This window comes from Bacillus sp. EU55, from assembly GCF_038005925.1.
GTDB classification, from domain to species: domain Bacteria; phylum Bacillota; class Bacilli; order Bacillales; family Bacillaceae; genus Bacillus; species Bacillus velezensis.
Map to the genome: position 1 here is coordinate 1,756,410 of NZ_JBBOUE010000001.1, position 13,156 is coordinate 1,769,565.

The 13,156-nt window shown below is 46.3% G+C and carries 13 protein-coding genes; all 13 read left to right on the forward strand.

The window, feature by feature from the left end; all coding sequences use genetic code 11:
* Positions 1-10: 10 nt before the first annotated feature.
* Genes fliM through cheA form a run of 13 tightly spaced genes read left to right on the forward strand, consistent with a single transcriptional unit; the run spans position 11 to position 13,135 of the window.
* Positions 11-1,009 (forward strand): flagellar motor switch protein FliM, encoded by a 999-nt coding sequence (fliM, locus tag NYE50_RS09085; protein WP_003154240.1) that lies wholly within the window; start codon positions 11-13, stop codon positions 1,007-1,009.
* A complete protein-coding gene (fliY, locus tag NYE50_RS09090) occupies positions 999-2,135 on the forward strand; it encodes a flagellar motor switch phosphatase FliY (protein ID WP_159354163.1) in 1,137 nt (378 codons plus the stop codon). Before fliM ends, fliY begins: the two co-directional genes overlap by 11 nt.
* A 26-nt stretch (positions 2,136-2,161) precedes the next feature.
* The gene (gene cheY, locus NYE50_RS09095) at positions 2,162-2,524 is read left to right on the forward strand and encodes a chemotaxis protein CheY (protein WP_003154238.1); all 363 of its coding nucleotides are present in this window, start codon (positions 2,162-2,164) and stop codon (positions 2,522-2,524) included.
* 14 nt (positions 2,525-2,538) lie between these two features.
* A complete protein-coding gene (gene fliZ, locus NYE50_RS09100) occupies positions 2,539-3,192 on the forward strand; it encodes a flagella biosynthesis regulatory protein FliZ (RefSeq protein WP_022553343.1) in 654 nt (217 codons plus the stop codon).
* Positions 3,185-3,850, forward strand: a complete 666-nt coding sequence (gene fliP, locus NYE50_RS09105; RefSeq protein ID WP_007409786.1) for a flagellar type III secretion system pore protein FliP — start codon at positions 3,185-3,187, stop codon at positions 3,848-3,850. The genes fliZ and fliP overlap by 8 nt, the downstream gene beginning before the upstream one ends.
* Positions 3,851-3,864: 14 nt before the next feature.
* A complete protein-coding gene (fliQ, locus tag NYE50_RS09110; RefSeq protein WP_003154234.1) occupies positions 3,865-4,134 on the forward strand; it encodes a flagellar biosynthesis protein FliQ in 270 nt (89 codons plus the stop codon).
* 6 nt (positions 4,135-4,140) lie between these two features.
* The gene (gene fliR / locus NYE50_RS09115) at positions 4,141-4,920 is read left to right on the forward strand and encodes a flagellar biosynthetic protein FliR (protein WP_014417775.1); all 780 of its coding nucleotides are present in this window, start codon (positions 4,141-4,143) and stop codon (positions 4,918-4,920) included.
* On the forward strand, positions 4,920-5,999 hold the full coding sequence (gene flhB / locus NYE50_RS09120) for a flagellar biosynthesis protein FlhB (RefSeq protein ID WP_014417776.1): 1,080 nt from the start codon (positions 4,920-4,922) through the stop codon (positions 5,997-5,999). Before fliR ends, flhB begins: the two co-directional genes overlap by 1 nt.
* A 33-nt stretch (positions 6,000-6,032) precedes the next feature.
* Entirely contained in the window at positions 6,033-8,066 is a 2,034-nt protein-coding gene (gene flhA, locus NYE50_RS09125) for a flagellar biosynthesis protein FlhA (RefSeq protein WP_029973463.1), read from the forward strand.
* Complete coding sequence (gene flhF, locus NYE50_RS09130) at positions 8,066-9,157, forward strand: flagellar biosynthesis protein FlhF (protein WP_015417475.1); 1,092 nt, start codon at positions 8,066-8,068, stop codon at positions 9,155-9,157. Before flhA ends, flhF begins: the two co-directional genes overlap by 1 nt.
* A complete protein-coding gene (locus NYE50_RS09135; protein ID WP_085341993.1) occupies positions 9,154-10,047 on the forward strand; it encodes a MinD/ParA family protein in 894 nt (297 codons plus the stop codon). Before flhF ends, NYE50_RS09135 begins: the two co-directional genes overlap by 4 nt.
* Positions 10,044-11,111, forward strand: coding sequence for a protein-glutamate methylesterase/protein-glutamine glutaminase (locus NYE50_RS09140; RefSeq protein ID WP_007409791.1), 1,068 nt, complete (start codon positions 10,044-10,046; stop codon positions 11,109-11,111). The genes NYE50_RS09135 and NYE50_RS09140 overlap by 4 nt, the downstream gene beginning before the upstream one ends.
* 5 nt (positions 11,112-11,116) lie before the next feature.
* Entirely contained in the window at positions 11,117-13,135 is a 2,019-nt protein-coding gene (cheA, locus tag NYE50_RS09145; RefSeq protein ID WP_021493681.1) for a chemotaxis protein CheA, read from the forward strand.
* Positions 13,136-13,156: the final 21 nt, after the last annotated feature.

A 13,156-nucleotide genomic window follows, 5' to 3' on the forward strand; every position in this document is an offset into this window, starting at 1 on the left:
GGTGAAGAAAATGTCAGGAGAAGTTCTCTCCCAAAATGAAATAGACGCACTGCTTTCCGCCATTTCCACGGGTGAGGCGGATGCGGAAGAGCTTAAAAAGGAAGTAAAAGAGAAAAAAGTAAAGGTATATGATTTTAAACGGGCTCTCAGATTCTCGAAAGATCAGATACGCAGTTTAACCCGGATACATGATAACTTTGCGAGGCTTCTCACAACACACTTTTCCGCCAAGCTCAGAACGTATATTCATATATCCGTCAGCTCAGTTGATCAGGTGCCATATGAAGAATTTATCCGTTCCATACCGAACATGACGATTTTAAATTTATTCGATGTCCATCCGATGGAAGGCAGAATCATGATGGAGGTTAATCCCACCATCGCATACGCAATGCTTGACCGCGTCATGGGAGGCATCGGCATCACTCATAACAAAGCTGACAGCCTTACGGAAATTGAAACGAATATTATTTCTAATTTATTTGAAAATGCACTGGGCAACTACAAAGAAGCGTGGCAATCGATTGCTGATATTGACCCTGAAATGACTGAATTTGAAGTGAATCCTCAGTTTGTACAGATGGTTTCCCCAAATGAAACAGTCGTTGTCATTTCTCTCAATACGCAGATAGGTGAAATCAGCGGTGTCATTAATCTTTGTATTCCCCATGTCGTACTTGAGCCGATTATCCCTAAGCTTTCCGTACATTATTGGATGCAATCAGACCGGAATGAAGCGAAGCCCGAAGAAACGAAGTTGCTTGAAAAGCGCATCATGACGGCTCAAATTCCCGTTGTGGCTCTCTTGGGCGCTTCTGAACTGACAATAGAAGAATTTTTAAGTTTGGAAGTCGGGGACTGTATAACTCTGGACAAATCAGTGACTGATCCTCTTACTGTATTGGTCGGAAACAAACCGAAGTTTTTAGGGCAGGCCGGCCGGGTGAATCGAAGACAGGCAGTGCAAATTTTAGATCACGACATAAGAGGTGAACAAGATGAACAATAGATTATCTCAAGATGAAATCGATGCTCTTCTTAACGGCACAAGCAGTCAATCAGAGGATACAGAACAGCCTCAAGAGGCGAACTTGTCTGAACTTGAGCGCGATGCGATCGGAGAAATCGGGAATATTTCGTTCGGCAGCTCGGCTACGGCGCTGTCCACTCTTTTAAATCAAAAAGTGGACATTACGACGCCGAGTGTGACCGTCATTTCAAAAAGCAAAATCAGTGATGAATTTCCTCATCCGTATGTTGCCATTGAAGTGAACTACACAGAAGGCTTTGACGGCAGCAATTTGCTCGTCGTCGAACAAAGCGACGCGGCCATCATCGCGGATTTGATGATCGGCGGGGACGGCCTGGGCGCCGATCCGTCACTCGGTGAAATCCACCTGAGCGCCGTTCAGGAAGCAATGAATCAAATGATGGGCTCGGCTGCGACGTCAATGTCGACCGTGTTCAGTAAAAAGATTGACATTTCTCCGCCAAGGGTTGAACTTCTGGATGTGACGGAAGAAAAAGGGACCGACAGAATACCTGAGGATGACCTGCTCGTAAAAGTGTCATTCCGTCTGAAAGTCGGTGAATTAATCGATTCGAGCATCATGCAGCTTTATCCGATTACGTTTGCGAAAGATCTGATCGCAGAACTAATGACTGCGGACCAGCATGAGTCCGAGGCCGCAGAAACCGTATCAGAACCACAGGAAACATACGAAACGCCGCAGCCGGAACCTGCCATGCAGCCGGAGCCGCAGGCAAAACCCGAGCTTCCGAAGAGACAGGGAACCGCCAAAAAAGCTGCTCCTGTTCAAGTCGCTCCGGTGGAATTCCAGGCGTTTGATCAAAACGAAGCGGCGCAAGGATCAAGGAATAACCTTGATATGCTGATGGATATTCCGCTTTCCGTTACGGTTGAGCTCGGCAGAACGAAGAGAAGCGTCAAAGAAATCCTTGAACTTTCTGCGGGAAGCATTATTGAGCTTGACAAGCTGGCTGGTGAACCTGTTGACATCCTGGTCAACCAGCGGATCGTGGCAAAAGGCGAGGTCGTCGTCATAGAAGAAAACTTCGGCGTGAGAGTCACTGATATTTTAAGTCAGGCAGACCGCCTTAACAATTTAAAATAAGCGAACATAGAGGAGAGAAACAGATTATGGCACACAGAATTTTAATTGTAGACGATGCAGCATTTATGAGAATGATGATCAAAGATATTTTAGTGAAGAACGGTTTTGACGTTGTAGCTGAAGCTTCAGACGGAGCGCAGGCGGTCGAAAAATTCAAAGAGCATTCCCCCGACCTTGTGACAATGGATATTACAATGCCTGAAATGGACGGGATTACAGCTTTAAAGGAAATTAAACAAATCGATCCGCAGGCGAAAATCATCATGTGTTCGGCTATGGGCCAGCAGTCAATGGTTATTGACGCGATTCAAGCCGGCGCAAAAGACTTTATCGTGAAACCGTTCCAAGCGGACCGCGTGCTTGAAGCCATTAATAAAACATTAAGCTAAAGGGTGTACGACTGTTGAAAAAGAGTCATGGTTTACTAGCTTTGATTTGTTGTTTCGTTTTACTCAATGTACATCCGTTCCCTGCTTTTGCGGCGGAGTCTGACAATTCCACCGTCAACGAATGGTTTGACAAACAATCAACAAACAAAACAGAGAAAAAAAGCGATACATCGAAACAAACGGCTGATCAAGAGATAGGGGATGCTTCTGCATCTTCTGTCTCCGCTTTTGATTTTGTAAAGATGATTGGGGCGTTATTATTCGTCATTCTGCTGATCTATGGATTTGTCAAACTGATGAATAGAAGAAACCGTCTGCTGAAGCCGTTTCAATATGTAGAAAATATCGGCGGAACGTCAGTCGGCCAAAACCGTTCCGTGCAGCTGATTAAAGTGGGAAACAGCGTTCTCGTAGTCGGTGTGGGCGAAACGATACAGCTTTTAAAAGAAATTGAAGATGAAAAAGAGCGCGAGGCGATTCTGAGCCAATACGAAGAGTCGATGTCTTCAAAAGTGGAATGGATCAAGCTCGTAAATCCGCGTAAGGATGGAGAAAAAAAGCCGCAAACGATGCTTCCGTCGTTTTCAAAAGCGCTGAAAGAACAGCTGAACGAGCTGAAACAAAGCCGTTCTGAAGGAAAGAAGAAAGGCCCTTATCATCATGAATGAATTCATTAATCTTTTTAATTCAAGCAGTCCGACCGAAGTCAGCTCCACTGTTAAATTACTGCTGCTTTTGACTGTCTTTTCAGTAGCGCCGGGGATTCTGATTTTGATGACCTGCTTTACGAGAATCGTCATCGTTCTGTCTTTTGTGAGAACCTCACTGGCGACGCAGAACATGCCTCCGAACCAGGTTTTAATCGGCCTTGCGCTGTTCTTGACGTTTTTTATTATGGCGCCGACTTTTTCAGAGATTAATAAGGAAGCCTTAACGCCGCTGATGGACAACAAAATCAGTCTCGATGAAGCATATACAAAAGCCGAGAAGCCGATTAAAGAGTATATGAGCAAGCATACAAGGCAGAAGGATCTGGCGCTGTTTATGAACTATGCCAAGATGAAAAAACCTGAATCGATTCAGGATATTCCTTTGACGACGATGGTGCCCGCTTATGCGATATCAGAACTCAAAACCGCTTTTCAAATGGGCTTTATGATTTTTATTCCGTTTTTAATTATCGATATGGTCGTGGCGAGCGTCTTAATGTCAATGGGAATGATGATGCTTCCGCCGGTTATGATCTCTCTGCCCTTTAAAATATTGCTTTTCGTTTTGGTCGATGGATGGTATTTAATCGTGAAATCTTTGCTTGACAGCTTTTAGGGTAGGTGCTAATTGTGAGTTCAGAATTTGTAATTTCCATGGCGGAAAAAGCCGTATATGTAACACTAATGATCAGTGGGCCGCTGCTTGCGATCGCGCTGATCGTCGGTTTGCTCGTCAGTATCTTTCAAGCGACAACTCAAATACAGGAACAGACGCTTGCGTTCATTCCGAAAATCGTGGCGGTGATGCTTGGACTGATCTTTTTCGGTCCTTGGATGCTGTCGACGATTCTTTCGTTCACAACTGATCTGTTTTCTCATCTGAACCGATTTGCAGGGTAGAATCAAATGAATTCCATCATTGATTTATTTCCCGCTTTTTTATTGGTCTTTATCAGAATCTCTGCTTTTTTTGTAACGGTGCCGGTGTTCGGACATCGGAATCTGCCGGCGGTTCACCGAATCGGCTTTGCTTTTTTTCTTTCGGTGATCTGCTTCAGCACGCTGAAACATGCGCCGGAAATAGAAATAGGGGAACAGTATATGCTGCTTGTCATAAAAGAGGCCGTTGTGGGCTTGAGCCTCGGGCTGATCGCTTTCATGATGATGACAGCCATTCAGATAGCAGGTTCCTTTATTGATTTTCAGATGGGCTTTTCCATCGCCAATGTCATTGATCCGCAATCAGGAACGCAAAGCCCGCTGATCGGACAATTCGTTTATACGCTTGCGCTGTTATTTATGCTCAGCGTAAACGCCCATTATCTTTTATTGGACGGGATTTATTACAGCTTTCAGTATATCCCGCTTGACCAGGCATTTCCGTCGTTTGGAAATGATCAGTTTGGACTTTTTATCGCAAAAAGCTTCAATGCCATGTTTATTATCGCTTTTCAAATGTCTGCGCCGGTTGTGGCCAGTCTGTTTTTAGTTGATTTGGCGCTCGGTATTGTAGCGAGAACGGTGCCGCAGCTGAATGTTTTCGTTGTCGGGCTTCCTCTGAAAATAGCCGTGAGCTTTATTATGCTGATCGTTTGTATGTCGGTGATGTTTGTCGTCGTCCGCAACATCTTCAGCCTTACCGTTGAAACCATGCGGAATCTATTGGCATTGGTCGGTGTGACATGATGAGACTCAGACTGAATCTGCAATTCTTTGCCGGTGAAAAAACGGAGAAAGCCACTCCGAAAAAACGGAAGGATACAAGAAAGAAAGGACAGGTCGCGAAAAGTACGGATGTGAATACAGCCGTTTCTTTACTGATTATCTTTCTTTCGCTGATCGCGCTCGGTCCTTATATGCGGGACAGGCTGCTGTCCTTTATTAAAACGTTTTATACGAAATCGATAACATTACACCTGTCAGCATCTGCCGTGCATGAACTGTTCGTGGATACGGTGAAAGATATCAGCCTCATCCTCGCGCCGATTATGCTGGTCGCGCTTGTGGCAGGTGTCGTGAGCAATTACATGCAGGTGGGTTTTCTGTTTTCTGCGGAAGTCCTCAAGCCTGACTTGAATAAGCTCAGCCCGCTGAAAGGATTTAAGCGGATTTACAGCATGAGGGCGATTGTTGAACTGGTCAAATCCATTTTGAAGATTACTGTGGTCGGTTTTGCCGCCTTTATGGTGCTCTGGCTTCATTATGGCGATATTCTTCGCCTTCCGCTTTTAACGCCTGCGGAAGTGCTCACTTTCGTTTCTAAGCTCACGCTTTGGATGGGGCTTGCGGGATCAGGGGCTTTAATGCTGCTGGCCGGGCTTGATTATTTATATCAGCGTTTTGACTATGAGAAAAATATCAGAATGTCAAAGCAGGATATAAAAGATGAATACAAAAAATCGGAGGGTGATCCGATAATCAAGTCCAAAATTAAGCAGAAGCAGCGGGAAATGGCGATGAGGCGGATGATGCAGGAAGTGCCGAAAGCGGATGTCATCATTACCAACCCGACCCATTATGCGATAGCTTTAAAATATGATGAAAAGAAAATGGACGCCCCTTACATTGTTGCCAAAGGGGTCGACCATCTCGCATTAAAAATCAGGCAGATCGCCAAAGAACACGATGTCATGACGATTGAAAACAGGCCGCTCGCGCGTGCGTTATATGATCAGGTTGACATTGACCAGGCTGTGCCGGAAGAGTTTTTCAAAGTCATTGCGGAAATTTTGGCTTATGTATATAAAACGAAACAAAAAGTATAGTGAATTTCAGATTCAAAAGGAGAGAAAAACAGCATGTCAACAAGAGATTTATCGGTTTTAATAAGTGTTGTCCTCATTGTGGCAATGCTGGTGATTCCATTCCCTCCATGGTTGTTAAGTATTTTGATCATCATTAATATCTCTCTTGCGTTGATCGTGCTTCTCACCACAATGAATATGCAAGAACCGCTGCAATTCTCGATATTCCCGTCATTGCTGCTGTTATTGACGCTGTTTCGGCTTGCGCTCAATGTGTCGACGACACGTTCGATTCTTTCTCACGGAGAAGGGGGAAAGGTTGTTGAGACATTCGGGAATTTCGTTGTCGGCGGAAATGTGCTGGTAGGGCTTGTTGTCTTCATTATCTTGATTATTATTCAGTTTATTGTCATTACAAAAGGCGCCGAGCGGGTATCGGAAGTGGCGGCGAGATTTACGCTCGATGCGATGCCCGGAAAGCAAATGAGTATTGACGCGGATTTAAATGCCGGCATGATTACGGAGCAGGATGCAAAGCACAGACGTGAAAAAGTCGCCCGGGAAGCCGATTTTTACGGCGCCATGGACGGTGCGAGCAAATTCGTCAAAGGGGATGCCATCGCGGGTATCATCATCGTGATGATCAATATTATTTTCGGAATTGTAATCGGCATGCTGCAGCAGGGGATGAGCATACAAGAAGCTGCGTCTCACTTTACAATGCTGACGGTCGGTGACGGTATCGTTTCTCAAATGCCGGCCTTGCTCATTTCAACGGCTACGGGGATTGTCGTGACGAGAGCGGCATCTGAAGGAAACCTCGGTCATGATATTACAGGCCAGCTGTTTGCTTATCCGAAGCTCTTGTATGTAGCCGCGGGAACTGTACTTTTGCTCGGTCTTCTTACACCGATCGGCATTCTGCTGACGGGACCGATCGCCGGTCTGCTTGCATTCGGCGCTTACATGCTGTCCAAAACGGATAAGCCGAGCGAAGAAGAGGAAGAAATTCTTGAAGAAGAGGCTCAGGCGGATGAACTGAAAAGCCCGGAAAGCGTCGTGCAGCTTTTACATATTGATCCGATTGAATTTGAGTTCGGATACGGACTCGTGCCGCTTGCAGACGCGGGGCAGGGCGGTGATCTTCTTGACCGCATCGTCATGATCAGACGTCAGCTTGCGCTTGAATTGGGACTTGTCATTCCGGTTGTGCGCATCAGGGATAACATCGCGCTCCAGCCGAATGAATACAGATTGAAAATTAAAGGCAATGAAGTCGCTAAAGGAGAGCTCCTGCTGGATCATTACTTAGCGATGTCACCGACGCCTGAAGATGACGTCATTGAAGGCATTGAAACGATAGAGCCGTCGTTCGGACTTCCCGCAAAATGGATCAGCGAAGCTGCAAAAGATGAAGCGGACATGCTGGGATATACAGTTGTTGATCCGGCATCAGTCGTATCTACGCATATTACAGAAAAAATTAAGCAGCATGCCCATGAACTGGTCGGCAGACAGGAAACGAAGCAGCTGATCGATCATCTGAAGGAAAATTATCCTGTGCTTGTTGAGGAAGTCACGCCAAACCCTCTTTCTGTCGGCGATATTCAAAAAGTGCTTGCCAAATTGCTGAGAGAAAAAGTTTCAATCAGAAACTTGGTGACCATTTTTGAAACTCTTGCCGATTACGGAAGATTAACGACAGATTCAGACCTTTTGACAGAATACGCGAGACAGTCGCTTGCCAAACAAATCACGGCACAATATGCGAGAGAGCATGAAACGCTGAAGGTCATCACATGCTCAGGCCGGGTGGAAAAAGCGATTGCAGACGGGGTACAGCAGACTGAACAGGGCAATTACCTGTCACTCGACCCTGAGGTTTCAGACAGCATCATCCGTTCTGTCGCTAAAGAGGCCGAGCAGCTTTCCATCCGCCAGGAGTCGGCGATTCTTCTTTGCTCGCCTGCTGTCAGAATGTATGTAAAACAGCTGTTAGAACGGTATTTCCCTGATCTTCCGGTTCTTTCTTATAATGAGCTGGAAGCAAATGTTGAAGTACAAAGCATTGGAGTGGTGGATATTTAATGAAAATAAAAAAATTTACAGCCGCTTCAATGCAGGATGCCGCGAAGCAAATCAAAAAGGAACTCGGCAATGATGCCGTTATTTTACATTCCAAACAAGTAAAGAAACGAAAATGGCTGGGGCTGCGGTCGCAGCAGGCCGTCGAAGTGATAGCGGTTTTAGATCGTGACGTCAGGGAAGCGAGAAAAACGCCGCCGGCTGCCGCTGAAGAAATGAAAAAGACGAAAACGGCGGAGAAAGCTGAGCCTGTTCAGCCGCCGCGTCTTCCGGATCAAAGTATTTCCGGCGAACTGGCGCATTTTAAAGAAGTGCTCCCTGAACCATTAAAAAAAGCCGAGAGACTATTGAAGCAAGCCGGGCTTCCTGATCATACGCAAAACGCCGTACTCAGTGAACTGCTCCGTTCTTCAATTGTTTCCGGAGATTTAACTGAAGATAATGTCAGCTCAAAACTGCAGGATTTGTTAGTGAAAAAACTTCCTTCGGCAGACAGATGGCAGGAAGGGATTCAATCAAAATACGTCGTGCTTTTCGGTTCAACCGGGGCCGGCAAAACGACTACACTTGCGAAACTCGCGGCCTCATCAATGCTGACAGAGCATAAAAAAATTGCCTTTATGACGACGGATACTTACCGGATTGCCGCGGTCGAGCAGCTGAAGACATATGCGGAGCTGCTTCAGGCTCCTCTTGAAGTATGCTATTCAAAGGAAGAATGTCTGAAGGCACTGGAAAAATTCGCTGAATATGACCATGTTTTCATTGATACAGCCGGTAGAAACTTTAAAGAAGAGCAGTATATTACGGAATTACAAGAGATGATTCCGTTTGAATCAGGCTTACAATCCTTTCTCGTATTATCCGCATCTGCAAAATATGAAGATATGAAACAGGTGCTGAAACAGTTTTCAGGTGTGCCGGTCAATCAATTCATTTTCACGAAAACGGATGAAACCGCCTCACTCGGCTCCGTGTTTCAAGTGCTGTCGGAATCAAGAATCGGCGCCGCCTATTTGACAAATGGACAGGATGTGCCTGAAGACATCCTATCGGCTTCACCAAAAGAGTTTGTAAGGATGCTTTTGACATGAAACCCGATCAGGCAGAGTCATTAAGAAGGAAAATGAGAGAGCGGCAAATGATCAAGCCGGAGCTTTATGAGAAAAAAGCAAGGACATTAGCCGTCATCAGCGGTAAAGGCGGCGTCGGAAAATCTAATTTAACATTAAACATGGCAGTTGCCCTGCAGGAAAAAGGAAAAAAAGCACTCATCATTGATCTTGACATCGGAATGGGCAACATTGATGTGCTGATCGGCGCTGCTTCTTCCCGCACCATTATTGATGTGATGGAGAATCGGCACGCGTTGGCTCAATCACTTTCCTCCGGTCCGAAAGGCCTTCGCTACATATCCGGCGGAACGGGGCTTGAGGCGATCTATCAAGCAGACGGAGAGAAGTGGTCGGCTTTTATGAATGGTCTTTCCGCTGTATTAGGCGATTTTGATTACGTTCTGTTTGATATGGGAGCGGGACTTTCAAAAGAACAGCTGCCGTTTATTTTATCGGCGGAAGACATTCTCGCTGTGACAACGCCTGAGCCGACGGCCATTATGGATGCCTACAGCGCGATCAAACATCTCTTGCTCGCGGATGAACGGCTGACCGTAAACATTGCCGTCAATCGCGCCCGCGCCCAAAAACAGGCGCTGGACACGTACAACCGCCTTTCTCATGCAATTCACACGTTTTTAGGCGCGGAGGTGCGTTTCGCCGGCTCCATACCCGATGACCCGCTAGTAAGTCAAGCCGTCATTGACCAGGTGCCTTTTTTAATAAAAAGTCCTCAAGCAAAAGCCAGCAGGTCCGTCCGTCTTCTGACGGATGTCTTGTTTCAAACGGAAGAAAACAAACCAAGAGAAGAGAAACCGGCATTTATTGAGAGATTATCTTCTTTTTTATTGAGGAGGACTTTACAGTGATTCGTGTGCTTGTCGTTGATGACTCAGCTTTTATGAGAAAGATGATTACCGATTTTCTGGCTGCGGAAGTGCAGATAGAAGTCATCGGGACAGCCAGAAACGGGGAAGAGGCGCTGAAGAAAATAGAGCTTCTCAAACCGGATGTTGTCACGCTTGATATTGAAATGCCGGTCATGAACGGAACGGATACATTGCGGAAGATCATCAGCATATATAAACTTCCCGTAATCATGGTATCGAGCCAGACACAGCAAGGGAAGGACCGAACGATCAACTGCCTGGAAATGGGCGCTTTTGATTTTATCACCAAGCCTTCCGGAGCGATTTCACTTGATCTTTATAAAATTAAAGAGCAGCTGATTGAGAGGGTGATTGCAGCCGGGCTGTCCCGCGCACAAAAACCTGAGGCGGCAGTGAAAGAGTCTTCTATCCCGGAACGTCCGGCTTTAGCGGGATTTGAAAGACCGAAAGCAAAATCCGCCAAGCAGGCCGTATTCATCGCGACCTCTACAGGCGGACCGCGGGCTCTGCAAAAGGTGATTCCGAAACTGCCGAAGGATTTAAAGGCGCCTGTATTTGTCGTTCAGCACATGCCTGAAGGCTTCACCGCTTCACTTGCAGACAGACTCAACCATTTGTCAGATATTCAGGTCAAAGAAGCGGAAAACGGTGAAGAAGCGAAAGACGGATGGGTGTACATCGCGCCCGGCGGAAAAAATATGACGGTTGCAGAGGAAGGCGGAAGGCTCCGCATCATTCTTGACGTTCATGATACGGAAAGCCGGCATAAACCGTCAGCCGATTATTTGTTTCGGTCGGCAAGCCGCTTATCCGATTACGAAAAGGTAGCCGTCATTATGACCGGCATGGGCAGCGACGGAACCGAAGGCGTAAAAGAAATGCTCAGAACAGGCGGCGTTAAAACGATTGCGGAATCGGACGAATCCTGTGTTGTGTTCGGAATGCCGAAGTCAGCGATAAAGGCGGGCCTCATTCATGAGATTAAACATGTGGAAGATATCGCGGCATCCATCACCGGATGTGTGAAAAAAGAGAGGGTGTGAATCAATTGGATATGAATCAATATTTAGATGTCTTTATTGATGAAAGTAAAGAGCACTTACAGACATGTAACGAAAAGCTGCTGCTGTTGGAAAAAGATCCGGCAGACCTTCAGCTTGTGCATGACATCTTCAGAGCTGCCCATACGCTGAAAGGCATGAGCGCAACGATGGGATATACAGATCTGGCGCATTTAACCCACCTGATGGAAAATGTGCTGGACGCCATCCGCAACGGAGAAATGCCCGTTACATCAGATTGGCTGGATGTGCTGTTTGAAGCGCTTGATCATCTTGAAGAGATGGTGCAGTCCATTATTGACGGAGGAGACGGCAAACGTGATATTTCTGAAGTGAGTGCGAAGCTCGACGTAAATGCGGTGCATGAGACTGCGGCTTCAGCCGAAACAGCAGAACCGCCGGCTTCAAAACAACAGGCTTCAACTGAATGGAATTATGATGAGTTCGAACGGACTGTTATTGAAGAGGCGGAAGAGCAAGGATTCAGCCGCTATGAAATAACGGTTTCCCTGAATGAAAGCTGCATGCTCAAAGCCGTGCGGGTGTACATGATTTTCGAAAAGCTGAATGAAGCCGGAGAAGTCGCAAAAACGATACCTGCCGCGGAAGTGCTTGAGACGGAAGATTTCGGAACGGATTTTCAGGTGTGTTTCTTGACAAAGCAGCCTGCTGAAGAAATTAAAGAACTCATCAGCGGCATTTCAGAAGTGGAGAATGTCAAAATTTCTGCCGGTGCGCCGTTAAAAACAGCCGAAAAACCGCAAGCGGCTGAACCGGTGAAGGAAGCTCCGGTTAAAAAGGCTGAGAAACAGCCAAAGCCGCAAGCGAAAACGGAAGAACAGCCGAAGCATCACAGCGGCTCGAAAACGATTCGCGTCAACATTGAAAGACTGGATTCTTCAATGAACCTTTTTGAAGAACTTGTCATTGACCGCGGACGTCTTGAGCAGATCGCCAAGGAGCTTGACCACAATGAGCTGACTGAAACCGTTGAACGCCTGACGAGAATCTCGGGCGACCTTCAGTCTATTATTCTTAATATGCGGATGGTGCCGGTAGAAACCGTCTTTAACCGTTTCCCGAGAATGATCCGCCAGCTTCAAAAGGAATTAAACAAGAAAATCGAATTGTCCATCATCGGAGCTGAAACGGAGCTGGACCGTACGGTGATTGATGAAATCGGCGATCCGCTTGTCCATTTAATCAGAAACAGCATCGATCACGGCATTGAATCGCCTGAAGTGCGGGTGAATAAAGGAAAATCGGAATCAGGTCATGTGGTGCTTAAGGCATATCACAGCGGCAATCACGTCTTTATTGAGGTTGAAGATGACGGGGCCGGCTTGAACAGAAAGAAAATTCTTGAAAAAGCGCTCGAACGGAGTGTAATCACCGAACGTGATGCTGAAACGCTTGAAGATAATGAGATTTACGAGCTTATTTTTGCTCCGGGCTTCTCGACTGCCGATCAAATTTCTGACATTTCAGGGCGGGGCGTCGGCCTGGATGTTGTGAAAAATAAACTCGAATCACTCGGGGGCTCTGTCAGTGTCAAATCCGCGGAAGGCCAAGGTTCTCTTTTCAGTATCCAGCTTCCGCTGACACTTTCAATTATATCTGTTCTTCTCATTAAACTGGAAGAAGAGACGTTTGCGATACCGATTTCTTCTATTATAGAGACGGCTGTTATTGATAAGAAAGATATCCTGCAGACGCATGACAGAGAAGTGATTGATTTCAGAGGCCAAATCGTTCCGATCGTCTATCTGAAAAAAGAATTCGGCATTACGGATTCAAAACAGGATGCCGATCAGTTCCATGTAATCGTCGTGAAAAAGGGCGATAAATCCACTGCTTTTGTCGTGGACTCTTTTATCGGACAGCAGGAAGTCGTACTGAAATCACTCGGCGACTATTTGACGAACGTCTTTGCGATTTCCGGCGCTACGATTCTCGGAAACGGAGAAGTGGCGCTGATTATTGATTGTAATGCGCTGATCTACTAAACGACACGAGGAGGTGCCCGA

Coding starts and splice junctions, on each gene's coding strand:
- fliM (WP_003154240.1), top strand. CDS start 11: ATGTCAGGAGAAGTTCTCTCCCAAAATGAAATAGACGCACTGCTTTCC.
- flhF (WP_015417475.1), top strand. CDS start 8,066: ATGAAAATAAAAAAATTTACAGCCGCTTCAATGCAGGATGCCGCGAAG.
- NYE50_RS09135 (WP_085341993.1), top strand. CDS start 9,154: ATGAAACCCGATCAGGCAGAGTCATTAAGAAGGAAAATGAGAGAGCGG.
- fliP (WP_007409786.1), top strand. CDS start 3,185: ATGAATGAATTCATTAATCTTTTTAATTCAAGCAGTCCGACCGAAGTC.
- cheY (WP_003154238.1), top strand. CDS start 2,162: ATGGCACACAGAATTTTAATTGTAGACGATGCAGCATTTATGAGAATG.
- flhB (WP_014417776.1), top strand. CDS start 4,920: ATGAGACTCAGACTGAATCTGCAATTCTTTGCCGGTGAAAAAACGGAG.
- fliY (WP_159354163.1), top strand. CDS start 999: ATGAACAATAGATTATCTCAAGATGAAATCGATGCTCTTCTTAACGGC.
- flhA (WP_029973463.1), top strand. CDS start 6,033: ATGTCAACAAGAGATTTATCGGTTTTAATAAGTGTTGTCCTCATTGTG.
- fliR (WP_014417775.1), top strand. CDS start 4,141: ATGAATTCCATCATTGATTTATTTCCCGCTTTTTTATTGGTCTTTATC.